Below are 19,637 nucleotides of genomic sequence, written 5' to 3' on the forward strand. Positions count from 1 at the left end.
GAATAATTGTTCCAATTGGAATAAATTGGACAGGCAAATGTCGACAACGGTTGGTTCGCCCCCGCTAGCGCCACAAGATTTGGCGGTACCGCCCACGCGACGATCGGGGCGGCGCGGGATCATGATCGCGATCGGGATCGTCGCGCTCGTCGTGGCCGCCATCTGGCTCGCGCGGTGGTGGACAGTCGGTCGTTTCATCGAAGGCACCGACGACGCCTATCTGCAAGCCGATAGCGTCACGGTCGCCCCTAAGATCAGCGGCTATGTCACCGACGTTTATGTCGGCGAGAACGCGATGGTGAAGGCTGGCGACCCGCTGGTCCGGCTGGACACGCGCCAATATCAGGTCGCGCTCAATCAGGCCCAGGCCACGGTCGACGCGCGCGAGGCGGATATCCAGCGCGCGCAAGCCGATATCCAGCAGCAACACGCGAACATCGAACAGGCCAAAGCACAGCAGCAAGTCGCGCGCGTCAGCGCTCAACATGCGCGCGACGAAGTGCAGCGCTACGCGCCGCTTGCCGCCACGGGCGCAGAGACCAGCGAGCGGCTCGCTGAACTCACCAGCACACGCGACCAGGCGCTGGCTACCCTGGCGGCGAACACGGCTGCGCTCGCCGGGGCCCAGACGCAGATCGCGGCGACGACCGCACAGATCGCCCAGGCACGCGCGCAACTCGAAGCGGCGCAAGCGAGCGCCCAGCAATCTCGCCTCGACTTGCAGGACACCGTCATACGCAGCGCGTTGACGGGCAAAGTGGGCGATCGCACGGTGCGTGTCGGGCAGTATGTACAACCGGGCACCCGGATGCTGACGGTGGTACCTGTGCAAAGCACCTATGTCGAAGCCAATTTCAAGGAGACGCAGGTGGGCCATATGCGCATCGGTCAGCCTGTCACCTTGCACGTGGATGCGCTGCCCGGCGCGGATCTGCACGGTGTGGTCGACAGCTTTGCGCCTGGCACCGGCTCGCAGTTCGCGCTGCTGCCGCCTGAGAACGCCACCGGCAATTTTACCAAGATCGTGCAACGTGTCCCTGTACGCATACGGATCGAGACGGGTCCGGAAACGCGCAGCGTGTTGCTGCCAGGGTTGTCGGTGACCGTGGATGTCGATACGAAATCGGCGCGCGAGCGTGACCGGCGCATCGAGGAAGAGAACGATCATGGCTGAGGCGATTGATGCGGCCGCGGCTGCGTCCGGCGGATCCGGCGCGTCCACGTCAGCGCGCCCGCCCGTGATTCCCGAGGCTGAGCGTGCGAGCGTGGGGGACTGGATTGCCGTTGCCGCGGGCGCATTGGGCGCGTTGATGGCAACGCTTGATATCTCGATCACGAACTCAGCGTTGCCGCAGATCCAGGGTGAGATCGGCGCGACCGGCACGGAAGGCACGTGGATTTCCACCGGCTACCTGATGTCGGAGATCGTCATGATTCCGCTCGCCGCGTGGCTCACGCGCGTGTTCGGGCTGCGTAATTTCCTGCTCGGTAATGCCACGCTGTTCATCCTGTTCTCGATGATGTGCGGGTGGTCGCACAGCTTGCCGATGATGATCGCCGGCCGAATCGGGCAGGGCTTCTGCGGCGGCGCCATGATTCCGACGGCACAGACCATCATCCGTACGCGCTTGCCGCGCTCGCAGATGCCCGTGGGCATGACGATGTTCGGCCTGATTGTGCTGCTCGGCCCGCTGCTCGGGCCGGTGCTGGGCGGATGGCTTGCCGAAAACATCAGTTGGACATGGTGCTTCTTTATCAACCTGCCGGTCTGTATCGCGCTGATCGCGTTGTTGATTTTTGGGCTGCCGCCCGAGCGGCCGCAGTGGAGCAGTTTTTTCAAGGCGGACTGGCTGGGGATCGTGGGCCTCACGATCGGGCTGAGCTCGTTGACTGTCTTGCTGGAGGAGGGGCAGCGCGAACGCTGGTTCGAGTCGGACATGATCGTCGCGTTAGCCTGTGTGTCATTCGTCGGCATGGTGCTGATCGCCATCTCGCAGCGCGTGGCCAAGAGGCCGATCATGCGCCTGAGCCTGATGCGCAATCCGCGCTATGCGAGCGTGATCGTCATCGTATTTGCGGTCGGTGCGGGCCTGTATGGTGTGTCGTATCTGCTGCCGCAGTTCCTCAGCCTGGTGTCCGGATACAACGCGCAGCAGTCCGGTGCAATCATGCTGGTGTCGGGCGTGCCGGCCTTCCTGATGATGCCGATCCTGCCGCGCATCTTGGGCAAGCTGGACTTTCGCATGTTGGTGATCGTCGGGCTCGTGTTATTTGGCGCCAGTTGCATGCTCGATATCGACTTGACCGCGCAGAGCGTGGGGCACGATTTCTTCTGGTCGCAACTGATACGCGGTGTAGCTCAGATTCTGACGATGATGCCGTTGAACCAGGCGTCGATGGCTGCGGTCTCGCGCGAAGATTCCGGCGACGCGGCTGGCCTATACAACATGGCGCGCAATCTGGGCGGCTCGGTCGGTCTGGCGGTCATCGGTACCGTGATCGACCGGCGCACCACATTTCACACCGCGACGATACGCGAGTCGTTGACCGCGAATTCCGTGTTGGGCCAGGAGCGCATCGCTTCGAGTGCGGCGACCTGGTTCGCACAGACCGGTGACATGGCATACGCGAAGATGCGCGCAATCGGGCAGATCGCGGCGCAGATCCATATGCAGGCGACCGTGATGACGTATTCGGAAACGTTCTATTTGCTCGGCATCGCGCTGCTCGCTTGTATACCGCTTGCGCTGCTGTTGAAGACGCCGCATGCGAATACGCCGTCTGCTGGTCATTGATGGCTCTTAATGTCTCTATGAATGTCCCTATGATGCTTATTCGCCTTCCTCGTCCCCTGATTCGCGCGCTCACGCTAACGGCGTGTGCGTACGCTATCTCGGGCTGCACCGTCGGGCCCAATTACGCGGGAGCGCCGCAAGTTGCGCCGGACGCCGTGGGGGCTAAGGCTTTTGTACGCACGCCGGTGACCGGTATCGTATCGACGCGTGCACCGAACCAGTGGTGGCTTGCGCTCGACGACCCACAATTAAATGCGTTGATCGACGCCGCATTCGCGCATAACCCCAACCTGCATGCGGCACAAGCACGTCTGCGCGAGGCACGCGCACAGTTGCAGGTGCAAAAGGCGGACGCGATGCCGAAAGCCTCCGTCGATGCAGCCGCGTTGCGCACGCGTGAACCGAACCTCGGTGTTTTTCAAAGCTCGCAGAGCTCGTCCAGCAGCGGTTCGTCGAGCGGGCAAAGTCAGAGCTCGAGCGGTGGTGGTCCGCTCCAGCTTTATACGGCGGGGTTTGATGCTTCCTGGGAAATCGACTTGTTCGGCGGTACGCGGCGCGCGGTCGAAGCGGCTACGGCGGAAGCGGACGCGGTGCAGGCCGACTTTGCCGATACGCAGGTGTCGCTTGCGGCTGAGGTGGCGCAGGCCTATGTCGATTTGCGCGATGAGCAGCAGCGTCTGATGCTTGCGCAACGCTCGACCGAACTGCAGCAGCAGATGCTGGTGTTGACGCAGCAGCGCCGCGCGCGTGGGACGGCGGCCGAGGTTGATGTCGAGCGGTTGACGACGCAGGTCGAAGATACCCGCGCCACGTTGACGCCGCTCGATGCGCAGGTTACTGATTCGCTCGATCAGCTAGCCGTGCTGACGGGGCAGGCTCCGGGGGCGTTGGATCAGCAGTTGTCGGCATTGCGCCCGATACCTGCGCTGCCTGCATCGGTGCCGATCGGAGACCCTGGCTCGATGTTGCAGCAGCGGCCCGACATTCGCGCAGCCGAGCGCCGGCTTGCTTCGAATAACGCGCAAATTGGCGAGCATGTGGCCGACTTTTTTCCGAAGGTCACTTTGTTCGGGGATCTAGGCTTTAGTGCGGCGGATCCGGGCCACCTTGTTCGCAAGAGTAATTTCACCTGGGTCGGTGCGCCGTATCTGCAATGGAACGTGCTCGACTTCGGGCGCACGCTGGGTAGCATTCACAACGCGGAAGCTTCGCGTGACGAAGCCGATGCGCGGTATGAACATACGGTGCTGGCGGCGCTGCAGGATGCGAACGGGGCGCTGTCGCGCTATGGCCATCAGCGTGAGCATCTGATCACGTTGCAAAAGGTGCAGGATTCTGCCGATCGCTCGGCCGTGTTGATGAATCAGCGATACACGGCGGGGGTGTCTAGCTTGATTGATTTGCTTGATACGCAACGTACGCAATTCAACGCGCAGCAGAACGTGGTGGCTGGGCAAGCAGAATTGTTGAAGGATTTTGTTTCGTTGCAGAAGAGTTTGGGGCTGGGTTGGCGCGTGTAGGAGGGCGGTGCGCAGGGAGTGCGGTCAGCCGGAGTGATATAAAGGTGGCTGCGGCATTGAATTAGCTTTCAGGGCCTTACTAGAACATCTAAAACACTTAGCGATAGCTAAAGGCTGTGAATGACAAAAGCACTTGCGGCATTATTTGCGTTGCTGTTTTCGGTTGTACTTGCGCATGCGGCGCCGAATCAGAGTCCCAGCGAGTCACAGTTGACCGAGCATGGGCATTACACAAATAGCGATGGCCAGTCGGTCCACTCTCCGGCGCATTCGGTTAACGGCCAGGCACCGACTGGCGCTACCGCGAAATGTCGCGATGGTACATACAGCTTTAGCAAGCACCGATCGGGCACGTGCTCTGGCCATCATGGCGTGGCTGAGTGGCTGTAGCGAGTAATCGCTACAGCAGATGCTGAGGTTCCTCGAGTTCGGAGGCGTTGATTTCTTTGCCGCCGCCCTACATGGCATTCACTGTAGGATCCCGCAATGGGTCGACCATGTTTTGCGTTGTGCGCAGAATGCCCTTATCGTCGAAATAGAAGTTGTACAGCATGTACCAGTAGTTGTTTTGCATATATCGGTAGGTCCAGACGGTGAGCTTTACACCGGCGAAATAACCGGTTTCTTCGGGCAAACCGAAGCGCGTCTGCACGTCATGCTGGGTCCATACGCCGACTTGTGCCTGGGCGAAATTCTCGGCTGTCAGCGCTTGCTCTATATTTATGACAACTCCCGCTGGGTTGACCACCGCCGCAGTGGTCGTTTCGCCAAAGGGGCGAGTTGGCCACAGCAGCCGCTTGTTGCCGTCGGGCAGTGTATAGACTTCTTTGGGCGGCCCTAGCTTCGCGACCAAATCGCTTTGTGCGTCGCCTGCCTGGAAACGCTGCCATGGATTGGCGCAGCCTGCCAGGAGCAGGGCTGCGACGCTGGCAAGCATTAAGCGTCGCGCGACGGTACGGCCTTGGATCAAGCGTGAGTAAGACATCGTCGGCTCCTGGTCGGGCATTTTCAGTTGTTGTGTGGCGCCCGCCACCGTCTTGGCAAAGTCTCTAGAGTGCGCCTGATTGTACCGAATCTACATCATAACGGCGCCGGACTCCGAGCGGGAGCTGTCTGGGTGTGTTTCACGTATGTTTCGTCGGACGTGGCTGATTAGAAGCCGTTTGGGCGTGGGCGCAAGGTACGCGAAACAGCGTCCCATAACGCAACAGCTTCCCCTTCGGTAAGCGAAGCCTTCTCAACGCGGCCCAGCAACAGATTGCTATTTGACCCAGTATCCATATCTAAACTCAGCAGCGGTGCTCTCGCGCTGCCGATCTTCGAATTGGCCTCGAGCGTCATATGATTCCCGGGTATGCGCAACTGGGTCAGTCCTGCCATAAGCCATTCTTCCGCGCGCATGCCTGACAGTTCCACGGGCCCCTTTCGAACCGTTCGGCCCTCGTTTTGTTCCAGTGCGGCGTTAATATCGTCACCTCGTTGGAGTAGCGTTGTTGTCCCCTGGATATTCGAATTCGTCTCTAAATCAAAACTGACATCGTGCTGGTCAAGCAGCACAAATTGGACCCAAATATTTTCTTGATCGGTCGCTTTTCCAGGGAAGAATCCCCCCGCAAAGCAGAAACCCGGCTCGGTCGGAATCTCGTCCTCCATGCGGCCACGAATTTTGTCCAGTAGATAGCCAACGGCGCGTGCTTTATCAGGAACGTCATTCTTGTTCGGAAGCAGTTTGACAACCGGATCGTTGGTTTGGTCGGGGTGCGTGAAATCACTACCCGCGATTTGCAACTTAATTTGGTAACCACTATCCCATTTATAACCTTCGATGACTCGGGTTGCGGGGCTGAGTACATCGGGACTGCCCTGCGAAATGAAAAACCGTGATGCTGGGACCCCTCCGACCGTAGTGTCGGCATACAGAAACTGACGGCCGAAACGGCTTTTTGTGGAGTTCAGCTCCTTGCTACGCGCGTCCATTGCCGCTTGATAGTCTTTTAGTGTCATCGCCGTGGCTTTAACGTCCACGCCGTCTATTTTTGCCCCGCCAAATGTCACTGCGTCGCCCGGTATGTCGATCAAATAACGTCCCACGCAGCGTGGCTTCAGATTCGAGGTCAATTCAGTCATCATCTTTTGCTCCTGTTGTGTCAAGGGTGCCGGTCGATAACAGGCGCTCAGACCCAATACGCAGCCTGCGATAAACGCTGTGCGCCAATTCATTTAAAGTCCTTGTAAGCCATGCTGGTGTGTCTGACGCTGAAGGCAATCTTAGTAATGGCCCATAGCGCAAAACGCTGCTGCGGCCCGTTCTTAAAAGCACCTTCGTGGTCGACACCTGCGTAAGGCACGCACACTTTGGCGTGCTGGCTAGGGGCCGCGCCTGAGCGTCTCGGTACCGTGCCATCCCCGTTCTCGTCAGCATCTTGCAGCACGAATTCATTGCGACTCGGCCAGCTATTTAGCGGCTCGGTACCACGACGCGGGCCACCATCCGTGGACACCTCGACTATTTGGCTCCCCATTCCCGAATCGTCTGCGGGGGCTTTATTCAATTCGTCATGAAGCGGAGCGGGCGGTACATTCCAAAATCCGGGATGTGATGGCCTCGCTCGCCTCCATGCGACATTGCCCCAGGTTTTAAGCTGCGGATCGTCACCATAGAAAGCATATGTATTGGCGTGATATTTACCGGATATACCGGTGTTATCATTTTTACCATTCGCATCGATATTGCCCGTATGAAAGGGCTGGACCTTTTCTCGCATGATCGTCGCAAACGCGGCCCAATCCTGAGCAACCTTCGATTTTTTGGCATCGAGCGGATTGAGCAGCTCATCATTAACCAAGCCCCACCATTTTTTCCGCTGCAAATAGATCTCGCTGTACGGCTCCGTCTCGGGCAAACTTTTGAACTGATCGCCGTCCCGAATATTGAGCCAGCCTTTTCCATACTCAGTACTGGGCAGCAGTTGCAGTGCGCCAGGTGACTGTGCGAAGACGGTGGTTACCTCGGACGCATCAACCCCCAGCACGTGCCTTGTTCCCCAATCACCGTCCGTTCCGGCCTTGACTCGCTTATAGGCTGTCGCGGCGCCGGTGGCGGGCATCACCCCATGCACGATGCCCAACACCTTGTCTCTATGATTAAGTACCTCTGAATAGTGCCGAGCAACTAGCCCACCCATCGAGTGCGTCACCAAAATCACCCTCTCGCACATGTAGCCGAACTTGCTGCGGTAGTAGCCCATGAAATATTCGATGCGCTTATGCAATCGCATGGCAGATTCAGCGTTGTCTTGCAACCAGTTGTAGCCGACGGCATGAACGGGGAACCGGTACCGATAGGACAAACGCACTTCGTCATAACTCAGAGGCGCAATATTCAATTTGTCGGTCACGGCCTTTTTCATCAACTCGGCGCGCAGACCGTTGCGACCGTGATCGGTGCAAGGATGAACATCATTGAGAGCGTTTTCGAGCCAAACCAAGAAGTCGCCATAGCTCATATTGGCGACCTCGCCCCAGCCACGCCGTTTCAATTCAGCGTCACTCTGAACGGTGCCCTGCGGGATGACTCCGTCGTCATAGACCACCGTTTGTTCAGGGTCGAGAATCACCTTGCGTTTAGAGGCATCTTTTTGTATCCACGGGATCATGCCTACCTTACTATCGAGTTGCCATACTGCTTTCTTCATTGAGTTCATCAAGTTCGACCCCATGATTCCCGGCACAAAGATCACCGGGATTATCCTCGTGGGAACCTTGAAGCAAACAGCAACACTCCTGTCGCATGACGGCGACATGACAGTGGCATAGTGCACTGAGCCGTCTTCCGCGATCACTGGCTCAACAACGTGCTCATTCGAGGCCATATTAGAGGTTCCAATTTCTTGATCGTTAAAGGTGTTAAATGCCTTGTCGCATATAGCTAGCCCTTCTTCTCGGTCGCATCGAACGAGATCACTCACAGCTTGACCACAGGGGCCGGGCCGAACATCATCCAGAAAATGATGCCGCTCCGCTAATGTTTTGTAGCCGGAATCAACCGATCCGCGTCTGATTGAAAAGGTGTGAGCGCAATCTGATTTACACGACATGGGGAAGAAGCAGGCGTGTCACTGACGGGATGAAAGATTAAATGGGCGTGAACCGGATTGGAAGAATTTAGTAAGGAAAACGATGTTTTTGTTTTGAGAAACAAAAATCAAGATTCTTCTTATATCAAAACCATGTCAGACATGGTATTTGGACATTTTCGATATAACAGTGGGACCGCGGCGACGCAGAGCATGCGCGATCAACGTGTTCAAGAAGATCGGTTTTCCCAAGGTTTCCCTCAACCCATCAAGCTAAACTATAATCGAGCGCCTACACTCATTATTCCAGCCGTGCCCAAGACGACAAACCACTCCGCGCCCGAATCCGATTACCATTTTTCGGACCAGATCGGCCACTTGCTGCGGCGTGCGTATCAGCGTCATGTCGCGATATCCCAGTATCTGTTGCGCAAGATGGTCAACGGCGAACCTGACTGACAATGGCGTACGCGCGGTGAGCGACGTCGCCGATCTCAAGGAGGTATTGAATGTCAGGCTATGTGAGCACATTGCGATGGAAAATCGTCACGCTGCTCATCGCGCCCATCACCTTTGTCATGACACTAGACCGCGCGGCAATGACGGTCGCAGCGCCAACAGTGCAAAAGGAATTCGGTCTGTCGCTAGTCCAGATGTCGGTGATCTTGACCGTGTATTTCTGGACGTACGCGTTGGGACAGGTACCGGCGGGCCGCCTCGCTGAACGTGTCGGTTCGCGCAAGGTGTTGTTCGGCACCAGCATCCTGTGGTCGACGATGATGATCGTGACGCCGCTAGGGGGCACGTTCAATTGGTTATTCGGTTGCCGCGCGCTATTGGGCGGCGCGCAATCGGCCGACTGGTCCAGCGGCGTGCTCGCACTCAAGCGCTGGTTTCCACGCAGTGAACGCGCGACCGGTAATGCCTTTCTGCTGGGCGGTTTGTATCTCGGGCCGATTGTGTCCGCACCGCTGACCGCATGGATGATCATCCATTACGGGTGGCACTCGGTGTTCTACGGCTTTGGGGCGCTCGGCGTAGTGCTCGGCATCGCCTGGGGAATCGGCTATCGCGACAATCCAGCCAAGCACCCCTACATCAAACCGGAGGAAGCGGCTTATATCGCAGCGGGTCAGGTCGACGAGCAGCGCGTAAAAAAGGGCGCGTTTCTGAAGTGCTTCCGCATGCCGCGCTTCTGGATTTTCGGCGTCCAGTACTTCTTGCTGGTGTTGATTCAAAGTTTCTATACCACCTGGCTGCCGACCTATTTGATGAAGGCACGAGGTTTGTCGCTGCAGGCGATGGGCATCTACGCTTCGCTGCCGTGGGTGGCAGTGTTCCTGGCCGTGTTCTTGGCGGGCATCGTATGCGACCGCATCTTGAAGAAGACCCAGTCCGTATGGTTGGCGCGAGCGCCGGTCGCCATGACCGGGTTCGTGATCAGCGCGATTGCCTTGATCGCAGCGTCGCGCGCGACCACCATGCCCTTTGTGATTGCCTACCTGTGTCTGTCGTTCGCCGCGGTCGGTTTTGTGCAAGTGGTGGTCTGGTCGGCAGCTCAGGACTTGGGCCGTGAATATACGGGCGTCATGTCAGGCTGGACCAATCTGTGGGGCGCGGCCTCCAATGTGGCCGGCCCAGTGACGGTCGCGCTGATCGTCAAGCTCACCGGGAACTGGTCCAGCGCGCTTTTCGTGATCGCCGTGGCAGCGGGTTGCGGCGCCGTGTTGTGGCTCTTCCTGCATCCAGAGAAGCCGCTGTTGCCGGGCGCAACCCAGGAAATACCGGTTAGCTTTTCGACGCCGGATGGCGCGAGGCCTGCCTGACTTGACGGGTCGAATGCGCGTGCGCGGCGGCTCGTCGTGGGGCCGATGCCGACGGCCAGATGCTAGTTGCTGTTCCCGACCGGTTTCGGTTTTGTTGTAGTACGCAGCGCTGCGTTAGCGACGTTCGCGACATGGGCATCGGCTTGCGTTCGCGCTATCTGCTGCTGCCACCCATCGAGTATGGTCTTGGCTAGAGCGCTGTAATCGCGGCCGAAGTGATGATCACCCGCGGTGCGGATGACGTCGACACCCGACCCGGCCAGCGTGGGGCAGAGCGTGTCATCCTCTTCCTCGCCATAAAAACATTGAACCAGCGCTGCAGGCAGTTTCGCAACCTCGGGGGCGGCCGGCAGCGCGCCGCGGCTGGCGGGCAAGCCCAGCCAGCCGGTCACGCGGATCTGGAAATCGGCCGCATGCGCAAACCCCAATAGCGCGATCAGCGAGACTTTCGCTCGCAGCGTTTCCGGCAGCCGGTTATAGGCGAAGGGCATGACGTCGGCGCCAAACGAGTAGCCGATCAACGCGATATGGCGTGCATGCCAACGCGTGCCGTACGTCGTCATCACACGGGCGAGATCGTGGCTGGTCTGTTCCGGTGGCTTCTCGCTCCAGAAATACCGCAGGCTGTCCCAACCGATCACCGAGACACCTTTCTTCTGGAGTTCCTCGGCGATGGTCTTGTCGAGATCGCGCCAGCCACCGTCTCCCGAGATCACGATCGCCAGCATGTCGCTGGGATGAGCCGCGGGCAATTCGATCAAAGGAAGATCGGCGAGATTGTCACCGTCGGCATCGCGATCGCGGATATGCGGCTTCAACAGGTCGAGCAGCATTGGGGCGGCTGAGGTATCGGGTGGAAATCGATGTATGTTTGCCCCGCGATGGCTTTCAGGCCCGTTGCTTGTATTTACGTTGGTCGCGTTGGTCGCGTTGGCGGCGTGGGCAGTGTCGGCCGCGTCGGCGGTCGTCAGACCGATCTCCCAAAAGCCCGGCAAACCGTTGCCGCGGCTGATGGTTGGGTCGGGCGGGCAGGGGTTGAAACGTGGGTCCAATTTCGGTTCGGGCGCTATCGACAGGGCGCCGGCTATCGTATTGGCCGGTGCCTGAGCCAGTATATGCTCGGCCAGCACACCGCCCTGGCCAACGCCGGCCGCGATCGGCGGGAAATACAGGTTGGAGTGCTGCTCGCGTTCCAGTTGATGGCTCATGCTTTCCGCGTCGCCGACCAACTGATGGCAGCTCTCTTTCGTCGCGGCCAGCGTGGTGGCGTAACGCGCGGTATCCACACCCACGACCAGCGCCCCGTTGAGCGCGAGCAGATCGGCCGCCTGCTGGTCGTTCGCATTCCAACCCGACGCTTTGGAGAACAGCACGACGAAGGCGCGCATCGGGCCCGATGGCTCCGTAACTTCGACGTTGCCATATCGACCGCCGGACACCGAAGTGGCGTGCGCCGGCGGCAACGCGGCGGTATAGGCAAGCGTTGCCACGCAGAGAAACATCAAGCGGCGTAGATATTTCATGAGCGCCAGCCGCTCGCAAGTAAAGACAGATCGGCCAACGTAAGCACGATACCCACGGAGCCGGACGCGGCCAGGTAGCGGGGTTCCCAGATAGGTTGGAATTTGCTTTTGAATGTGCGCAGTCCGCGGAAGTTGTAGAACCGGCCGCCAAAGTGCCATACCAGACTGGCGATGCGGTGCCACGGGGACGCAAGCGCACTCGGGCTCAGGCCGGATAGCGGCGCCATGCCGAGACTGAGCTTGAGGTAACCGGCCTGCTTGAGATGCAAGGCCAGCTTGGTGAACAGGTATTCCATCGTATAGGGCGGTGCATCGGGAAGGTGCCGCATGATGCCGACGGTCGCTTCGATATTCAGATCGGTGGTCATAAACGTAACGAAGGCAATGGGGGTGCCATGTTGCCGCACTACCATGATGGCCTGCGCCGCAACATAGTCCTTCATGAAAGCGGCGACGGAGAAACTCTTCTCTCGGGCGACGCGGTGGTCCAGCCACGCATCTGAAATATCCCCCAGCGTGCGCAGCAGGTCCGGCACGTGCTCGGGTTCCACGATCTCGACCGTTAGTCCATCGCGCTCGCTGCGGTTGAGTGCATAGCGCAGGTGGGCGCGCTGCGATCCGGCCAGGTCGAATTCCGGCAGTGCGATGTTGGCTTCCTCGCCCAGCTTCATCAAGGTGAGCCCGGCGTCGAGATAGAGCGGCAGCGTGTCGGCACGTACTTGATAAAACGCCGCGCGTCCCGCATGCGAGTGAGCCAGCGCCACAAATTTACCGATCAACTCGACCCACTCCGAACGTGGGCCGACCGGATCATGCAGCGCGGCCCAGGTGCGTCCGTGTTTCGCATACATCAGGAAGGTGTTGCGCGAGGACGAGAACAGGAAGCTCTTGTCGCCCATCAAAGCCAACGCCGCGTCGCTGCGTTCCTGCACGCGAACGATGCGGGCCGCGTGAAGTAGATCGTCGTAGGCCGGTTTGACGAAACGTCCTGCCGCGGGGCGCAGCAATTGCCAGCAGGCGATACCCGCGGCCAGCATGGTTGCCGCCAACGTCGCACGCAAGGCGCGAGGCGCACCCTCATCAAATGCAAAGTCCCACCAAAGGCGGTGGCTATAGGGCACGTCGCGGAACGCGAAGAACAATATCCAGAACGCGAGCATCAGAACGATGCCCACCGAGACCAGCCAGGTCAAGGTAAAGCGACCGGCGAACAACGATGATGAACGATTGAAATGGCGACGCGTGGTGGCTAACAACACGATCAACACGGCCAGTACGCCGAACTCGAAAAATGCCAACCCCTTGGCCAGCGAGAGCGCCAGATTTGCTACGGCGATGATGATCGCAAGCCACCAGGCGGCGTCGAGCCGACGCAGCAGCCCGCGGGCGACGAACAGCAGCAGCACGCCCAGCACGCTGGCCAGCAGTTGCGAGCCTTCGAGCACGCTCAGCGGCAGCAGCGTCTGCAATTCCGCGAGCCGGCGCCCGAGCGCCGGCGTGGCGCCGGAGACCACCAGCATGCTGCCGACGACGAAGGTGAAAATGCTGAGAAACGTCGGCGCCAAGCGGTTGATGCCGCGGGAGCTTCGAATCGCCAGTCGAGCCGTAAGGGTGCGGCCTTCGAAGGCCGCGAGCAGCGCCGCCGAAAGTGCCAGCGGCGCGCCCAGATAAATCGTGCGATAGGCGAGCAGTGCCGCGACCATCTCGGAGGTGTGTACGCTGCTGCCCAGCGCAAGCAACATCGCGGCTTCGAACACACCAAGTCCTCCCGGCGTGTGACCCACGATGCCCAACAACATCGCAGCGGAAAAAATTGCGATGAAGCTCGCGAAACCGATATTTGCGTGGGGGAGCAGCACCCAAAGCGCCATGCCGGCCGTGATCACGTCAATGGCGGCAAAAGCAAGTTGCGCCAACATGACAGAGCGCGCGGGAATATCGAAACCGATTCGGCCCAGCCGAACCGGTCGGGGCTCATGGCGACAGCAGAGCAACAGGATCGCCAAAAGCGCAATGCCCACCCCCCCGCTCACATGCAATAGCTTTTGCGAAACATTGACGGCATGGCTCAACATGGGCGCCGCGCCGATGGCACCCAGGCTGGTCAGAACAACCAGCGCGAGCGCGAGGGTCACGCTGGTGAATGCGGTAAGTTGACCGACTTGCACGGGCTTGATGCCGGCCGCGCCATACACGCGGCATCGCACTGCGCCGCCTGTCAGCGCACCGAAGCCGGTGGCATTGCCCAATGCGGAGCCTACGGTTGCTCCGATCCACAGCAAGGGGCGTGGCACCTTTGCGTCGATATAGCGTAGCCCGATCGCGTCGCGCGCAACGAGCGCCAGAAAACTGAGCGTGGTGGCCAACAGAGCCTGGCCGAGAACTGCGGGCTTCAGGTGGTGCAAACTGCGGATTATCGAGTGATAGTCGATGCTCAGCGATATGTGCTGAAAGACCAGCAACAGCAAAGCACAGACGAGCAGGGCAAGCGCGGGAAGCACGAAACTTCGCAGCGCAGGCAGGCCGAATCGTCGGAGACCTTCATGACCGGCATGAGGGCTCGATATCTGTTGCAGATCGTTTGCTTGATTCGTGTCCGGGGGTGTTGCGGTAATGCTGGGCAAATCTATATCAAACGGTTTCATCGCGAGCGAGTAATGTGTGCAATAAGTGGCGCGTCATTGGCGCTCTTTTCATAAACGGCATTCACTCAACTACACTCCCACAAGCTATTCATACGGGGTCGATGTGCTTTGCGCATCTATGAGCACGCAATCAATACATTGGACATTTTTTGTAAGATTGCTGTGCGGGGCTACATATATCACGTAGCGATATATTTGTCGATCATTGTGCTGTGTTTTGATGCGCAAGCGGCAGCCGTACGGTGACATGTAGCCCTGAGCCGCGTTCCGGCGTGCCCAGCGAGACCGAGCCATCGTGTGCACTGACAATTTCCTTGACGATCGCCAGGCCGAGTCCAGTGCCCTCGCTACCACCTGTCTGGCTACCTCGGTAGAAGCGCTCGAATACCCGCGTGCGGGCCTCGGCTGCGATGCCGGGGCCGTTGTCCGCGACGATCAGCACCGCCGAATCATGGTGTTGCGCCACCGTGACGGTCACGATGCTGCCATCCGGACTGTAGCGGATGGCGTTGTCGACCAGATTGCTCAGCAAGGCCAGCAGTAGACTGGGGTTTCCGTTGACCGTGACCGACTGCGCGAGCGGTTCGATGCCCAGATCGATCTCGCGACGGCTGGCCCATTGCGTCAACGTCGCCACGGTGTCGACCGAGATCGCGACCAGATCCACTTCCTGCAGGCTCATGGTGTAGGTGTCGAGCGCTTCCGCTTGCGCCAGCAACAGTAGTTTGTTTGTCAGCGCTACCATCTTGTGGCTGCTGCTTTGCATTGCGCCGAGTACTTCATCGAGTTGTGGATCGCTCGCGTCGCGCTCGCGCGCGAATTGGATCTGGGTATCGAGTAGCGCAAGCGGCGTACGCAGTTGATGCGCGGCATCGGCGATAAAGCGCCGCTGCGCGCTCACATGGAAGTTCAGGCGCTGTATGCATCGATTGATCGCATCGACCACGGGGCGAAGTTCGGACTGCAGGCGGTCGGCCTGGATCGGTACCAGTTGCATAGGCCCGCGATCGATCACGTCGTTCTTGAGCTTTACGATAGGACGCAGTTCGAACGTCAGGCCACCGACGACGAGTACACAGGCAAGCAATAACGTCATGAGCTGTCTGATCATCGAGGGGCGCCACAGGTCGCGCACCATATGATCATGCGACGAGGTGGTCTTGCCCACGGCAATCGTCACCTGATGCAGTTTCCCTGCGTCATACATCGCGCGCACGTAGGCGACGGCCCGAATCGGCTGATCGTAGATGGCCGCGTCGAACCAATAGGGATTACCCGCGTGCGCGCCTGCCGCGGCACCAGTGCGTGCGCCAGCCTGGGCGGCGGCAGGGAAGGCCGGCGTGCCGGCCAGCAAAATGCCGGTGTCGGTCGATACGTTCAGATAGACCTGGTCGTGGTCCGGCGATTGAAATAACTCAAGCGCCGCCGGCGGCACATTCGCGTGCAGTGTCCCTTCGTCCCAATTGACCTGCTCGGCAATGAACTTGGCGGATGCCAGCAAGGCACGATCCTGCACCAGACTCGCGGTTGCCTGAGCGTCGCGGTAGGACATGACCGCGCTGACTGCGGCAAACACGGCAAGGGGCAACAAGATCCAGCACAGCAGGCGAATACGCAGGCTAGAGGTCATTCTTCGGTTTCAATAGATAGCCGACGCCGCGCAGCGTCACGATGGTGGCCTTGCTTTGTTCGAGTTTCTTTCTCAGTCGATGCACGTAGATCTCGATGGCGTCTACGCTGGGCTCGTCTTGCATGCTGAATATCGTGTCCATCAGCGCCGCCTTGGACACTGAGCTGCCCAGCTTGAGCATTAGCGCCTCCAATACCGAACGCTCCCTGGGTGGTAGGGGTAGCGGCAGGCTGGTGAGCGTGAACTGGCGGGTGTTGAATTGATAGGTCAGGTCGCCACAGATGATCTCAGTCGCCTTGCCGGCCGTCTGCCGGCGCAACAGAACCTTGATGCGCGCGATCAGTTCCCGCACTTCGAACGGCTTGACCAGGTAGTCGTCCGCACCCGCGCCCAGGCATTCGACTTTTTCGTCGATGGAGCCGCTGGCGGTCAGGATCAGTACCGGGACGTCATCGCGTCGCTCCCGCAGCCGGCGCAGTACGGCGGCGCCCGACATTTTCGGCAGGTTCAGGTCGAGCAGCACCGCGTCGTAGCGTGTGCACTGCAACATGCGGTCGGCCGCCTCGCCATCCAATACATGGTCGACCACGAATTTCTGCTCGCTGAGCAATTTTTCGAGCCAGTGGGCCAGAGCGGGGTTGTCTTCGATGAGCAGCAGTTTCATGGGGCAAGTCTAGCGCTAGATCGGATCCGGGAGCGTGATGATGGTCACGCAATTCCACGCGAACCAAAAAATCACTTTTTTGAAAGCTGGCAGAAGGTTTCACTGCCATACAATAAAAATAAGCTGTCGAAGTATCGACTATTCGACGGCTAAAGACAAAGAACAGCAAAAAAATCAAACAAGAAAATCTGGAGACAAGCAATGAATGCATGGCGCCGTACTGCTCTTATTTCAGGTGTACTGGGCTTGCTGGGGGTCGCGATGAGTGCCCCGGTGTATGCGGATACCCCGCAAATCTCGATCATGGTGGGAGGAATCACCAAGCTGATCTACCTGCCCGCGCGCCTGACTCAGGAACTGGGCTATTTCAAGGACGAAGGCCTGAACGTCGAGTTGCTGTCGCAGCCGGCGGGCGTCGATGCGGAAAACGAATTGCTGGCCGGCGCGGTGCAGGCCGTGGTCGGGTTCTACGACCATACAATTGATTTGCAGAGCAAGGGCAAGGAAATCAAGGCCATCGTGGTGTTCGGCCAAGTGCCTGGTGAAGTCGAGATGGTCGCCTCGAAGCAGGCCGACACGCTCAAGAGCATGGGCGATGTGAAGGGCAAGACGCTGGGCGTGACCGGGCTCGGTTCTTCGACCAGTTTCCTCACGCAGTATCTTGCGCAACAGAAGGGTGTCCCGTCGACGCAATACACGATGCTGCCGGTCGGCGCGGATAACAGTTTCATTGCTGCGATCAAGCAAGGTCGTATCGATGCGGGTATGACGACCGAGCCGACTGTGTCGCACTTGCTCGCTACGGGCGAAGCGCGCGTCCTGGTCGACATGCGCACGCTGGACGGCACGCGCGCTGCGCTCGGTGGCACCTATCCGGCCTCCAGCTTGTACGTGCAGGGCACCTGGGCTGAGACGCATAAACCGGAAGCGGCCAAGCTGGCGCGCGCTTTTGTGCGCACCATGCAGTTCATTCACACCCACACCGCGGAAGAGATCGCGGCCAAGATGCCTGCTGACTACTATGGCGGCGACAAGCAGATGTATGTGAATGCCATCAAAGCATCGTTGCCGATGTACACGTCCGACGGCAAGATGCCCGCAGACGGCCCGGACACCGTGTTGAAGGTTCTGTCTGCCTACAACGCCTCGGTCAAGGGCAAGCACATCGATTTGTCCAAAACCTATACGAACGACTTCGTTAACTAAGTCCAATAGGCAGGTCAAACAAGACACTGCGACGTACGGCCGGCGGCATTCGCCGTACGGCCCGATTTATGTAAGGACTTCTGATGAACCAAGCGGTTTCCAGAGACACGCCCGCTATCGAATTTCGAAACGTGTCGTGTCGCTTCATTTCGCCTGATGGCAAGGCTACGCTCGCCTTGCGCGATTTCAACATGTCGGTGGCGAAGGGCGAGTTCGTGGCCATCGTGGGTCCTACCGGCTGCGGCAAGTCGACCACGCTGAGCATGATCACGGGTTTGCTGCAGCCGACCTCCGGCGAAGTTCGCGTGATGGGCCAGCCGGTAACGGGCATCGATCCGCGCATCGGCTTCGTGTTCCAGGCGGATGCGGTGTTTCCGTGGCGCAACGTGATCGACAACGTTGCTGCCGGCCCGTTGTTTCGCGGCCGTTCGAAAGCCGTTGCCTACGAGCAGGCCGAGGAGTGGATCCGGCGTGTGGGTTTGGACAAGTTCAGCAAACATTATCCGCATCAACTTTCGGGTGGCATGCGCAAACGCGTCGCCCTGGCGCAGACGTTTATCAACAGCCCCGAGATCCTGTTGATGGACGAGCCGTTCTCGGCGCTCGATATGCAAACACGCACATTGATGCAGGACGAATTGCTGCAGCTTTGGGCGGGCAACGCGGGTTCGGTGGTGTTCGTGACGCACGACCTGGAAGAAGCGATCTCGTTGGCAGATCGCGTATTTGTCTTGAGCGCGCGCCCGGCCACGCTCAAACGGGTCTACACGATAGACCTGCCGCGCCCACGCGTTACCTCGGAAGTGCGGTACGAACCGCGTTTCATCGAAATTTCCAAGGACATCTGGCGCGATTTGCGTGAAGAAGTCCAGATCGGCTGAGCAAAGGATTAGGACTATGAATCAACAAGTCATTGCAGGATCGCTCGATCCTATGGCGCTCGATCAAGTCGAGCGCATCGCGCAACGCAAGATACGCAACCGTAAATGGCTGATTATTTTCTTGCGCGTCGCGATATTGGTGCTGATGTTGGGTGGCTGGGAACTATCGGCGCGCCTGATGTGGATAGACCCGTTCTTCTTCTCGATGCCTAGCCAGATCTACGCGCAGCTGGTCGAATGGTTTACGCAAGGCACTTCGCAAGGGCCATTGCTGCAGCAGGTTTGGGTCACGTTGGAAGAAACCGGGCTGGGCTTTTTGATCGGTGCGGTGGCGGGGGTGTTCTGCGGGATTATCCTGGGTCGCAACAAACTGTTGTCGGATGTGTTCAGTCTTTATATCCAGATTGCGAACTCGATTCCGCGCGTGGTGCTGGGCTCGGTGTTCGTGATCGCGCTGGGGCTGGGCATGGCGTCGAAGGTTGCGTTGGCTGTGGTCATGGTGTTTTTCGTCGTGTTCGGCAATGCGTTCCAGGGGGTGCGGGAAGCTGACCGTTACATGATCGCCAATGCGCAGATTTTGGGCGCGAGCAAACGGCAAGTGACGATGAGCGTAGTGGTGCCATCGGCCCTGAGCTGGATCTTGGCCAGCTTGCATGTGAGTTTCGGTTTCGCACTGGTTGGCGCGGTGGTGGGGGAGTTCCTCGGATCCAAGCAGGGTATCGGCCTGTTGATCTCGACGGCACAAGGCGCGTTCAATGCTGCGGGTGTGTTCGCCGCAATGATCGTGTTGGCGGTGGTCGCCTTGGCTGCGGATTATCTTCTGACGACTTTGGAAAAGCGTTTGCTCAAATGGCGGCCGGTGGCGTTTTGA

The 19,637-nt window shown here is 59.0% G+C and carries 14 protein-coding genes and 2 pseudogenes; 9 read left to right on the top strand and 7 right to left on the bottom strand.

Features of this window, described 5'->3' with window-relative positions; all coding sequences use genetic code 11:
- Window positions 1-121 precede the first annotated feature (121 nt).
- From GSQ77_RS11680 to GSQ77_RS11695, 4 genes are all read left to right on the top strand, one after another.
- On the top strand, window positions 122-1,174 hold the full coding sequence (locus GSQ77_RS11680) for an HlyD family secretion protein (RefSeq protein WP_254067606.1): 1,053 nt from the start codon (window positions 122-124) through the stop codon (window positions 1,172-1,174).
- A complete protein-coding gene (locus GSQ77_RS11685; RefSeq protein ID WP_158902137.1) occupies window positions 1,167-2,795 on the top strand; it encodes an MDR family MFS transporter in 1,629 nt (542 codons plus the stop codon). The genes GSQ77_RS11680 and GSQ77_RS11685 overlap by 8 nt, the downstream gene beginning before the upstream one ends.
- A 29-nt stretch (window positions 2,796-2,824) precedes the next feature.
- On the top strand, window positions 2,825-4,315 hold the full coding sequence (locus GSQ77_RS11690; RefSeq protein ID WP_158902139.1) for an efflux transporter outer membrane subunit: 1,491 nt from the start codon (window positions 2,825-2,827) through the stop codon (window positions 4,313-4,315).
- A gap of 120 nt (window positions 4,316-4,435) precedes the next feature.
- A complete protein-coding gene (locus tag GSQ77_RS11695; RefSeq protein ID WP_158902141.1) occupies window positions 4,436-4,705 on the top strand; it encodes a DUF3761 domain-containing protein in 270 nt (89 codons plus the stop codon).
- Window positions 4,706-4,772: 67 nt separating this feature from the next.
- Here GSQ77_RS11695 and GSQ77_RS11700 read toward each other — a convergent pair whose 3' ends face one another.
- From GSQ77_RS11700 to GSQ77_RS11710, 3 genes are all read right to left on the bottom strand, one after another.
- The gene (locus tag GSQ77_RS11700) at window positions 4,773-5,300 is read right to left on the bottom strand and encodes a hypothetical protein (protein ID WP_254067559.1); all 528 of its coding nucleotides are present in this window, start codon (window positions 5,298-5,300) and stop codon (window positions 4,773-4,775) included.
- A 167-nt stretch (window positions 5,301-5,467) separates the two neighbouring features.
- A complete protein-coding gene (locus GSQ77_RS11705; RefSeq protein WP_158902143.1) occupies window positions 5,468-6,445 on the bottom strand; it encodes a T6SS immunity protein Tli4 family protein in 978 nt (325 codons plus the stop codon).
- Between the two features lie 86 nt (window positions 6,446-6,531).
- A complete protein-coding gene (locus GSQ77_RS11710; RefSeq protein WP_158902145.1) occupies window positions 6,532-8,283 on the bottom strand; it encodes a triacylglycerol lipase in 1,752 nt (583 codons plus the stop codon).
- A gap of 420 nt (window positions 8,284-8,703) precedes the next feature.
- On the opposite strand from GSQ77_RS11710, the pseudogene GSQ77_RS11715 reads away from it, so the two are divergent.
- Window positions 8,704-8,811 (top strand): annotated as a pseudogene (locus tag GSQ77_RS11715) (MarR family transcriptional regulator); the annotation flags it as partial.
- 89 nt (window positions 8,812-8,900) lie between these two features.
- Window positions 8,901-10,217, top strand: coding sequence for an MFS transporter (locus GSQ77_RS11720; protein WP_158902147.1), 1,317 nt, complete (start codon window positions 8,901-8,903; stop codon window positions 10,215-10,217).
- 158 nt (window positions 10,218-10,375) lie between these two features.
- Here GSQ77_RS11720 and GSQ77_RS11725 read toward each other — a convergent pair.
- The 4 genes and pseudogenes from GSQ77_RS11725 to GSQ77_RS11740 form a co-directional block, all read right to left on the bottom strand.
- Window positions 10,376-11,719, bottom strand: a pseudogene (locus tag GSQ77_RS11725) (virulence factor family protein); the annotation flags it as partial.
- Between the two features lie 17 nt (window positions 11,720-11,736).
- The gene (mprF, locus tag GSQ77_RS11730) at window positions 11,737-14,241 is read right to left on the bottom strand and encodes a bifunctional lysylphosphatidylglycerol flippase/synthetase MprF (protein WP_367889661.1); all 2,505 of its coding nucleotides are present in this window, start codon (window positions 14,239-14,241) and stop codon (window positions 11,737-11,739) included.
- A 346-nt stretch (window positions 14,242-14,587) separates the two neighbouring features.
- Window positions 14,588-16,015 carry a sensor histidine kinase gene (locus tag GSQ77_RS11735; protein WP_158902151.1) on the bottom strand — a complete coding sequence of 476 codons (1,428 nt, stop codon included), beginning with the start codon at window positions 16,013-16,015 and terminating at the stop codon, window positions 14,588-14,590.
- Window positions 16,005-16,679 carry a response regulator gene (locus GSQ77_RS11740; RefSeq protein WP_158902153.1) on the bottom strand — a complete coding sequence of 225 codons (675 nt, stop codon included), beginning with the start codon at window positions 16,677-16,679 and terminating at the stop codon, window positions 16,005-16,007. The genes GSQ77_RS11735 and GSQ77_RS11740 overlap by 11 nt, the downstream gene beginning before the upstream one ends.
- 261 nt (window positions 16,680-16,940) lie before the next feature.
- Between GSQ77_RS11740 and GSQ77_RS11745 the strand changes: the two genes are divergently transcribed.
- From GSQ77_RS11745 to GSQ77_RS11755, 3 genes are all read left to right on the top strand, one after another.
- Window positions 16,941-17,885: an ABC transporter substrate-binding protein gene (locus tag GSQ77_RS11745; RefSeq protein ID WP_254067609.1), complete on the top strand. Its 945-nt coding sequence runs from the start codon at window positions 16,941-16,943 to the stop codon at window positions 17,883-17,885.
- A gap of 83 nt (window positions 17,886-17,968) precedes the next feature.
- The gene (locus GSQ77_RS11750) at window positions 17,969-18,766 is read left to right on the top strand and encodes an ABC transporter ATP-binding protein (RefSeq protein ID WP_158902157.1); all 798 of its coding nucleotides are present in this window, start codon (window positions 17,969-17,971) and stop codon (window positions 18,764-18,766) included.
- Between the two features lie 7 nt (window positions 18,767-18,773).
- Window positions 18,774-19,637: an ABC transporter permease gene (locus GSQ77_RS11755; RefSeq protein ID WP_158902977.1), complete on the top strand. Its 864-nt coding sequence runs from the start codon at window positions 18,774-18,776 to the stop codon at window positions 19,635-19,637.

It is taken from the genome of Burkholderia sp. L27(2015) (assembly GCF_009765705.1).
Taxonomy (GTDB): domain Bacteria; phylum Pseudomonadota; class Gammaproteobacteria; order Burkholderiales; family Burkholderiaceae; genus LMUX01.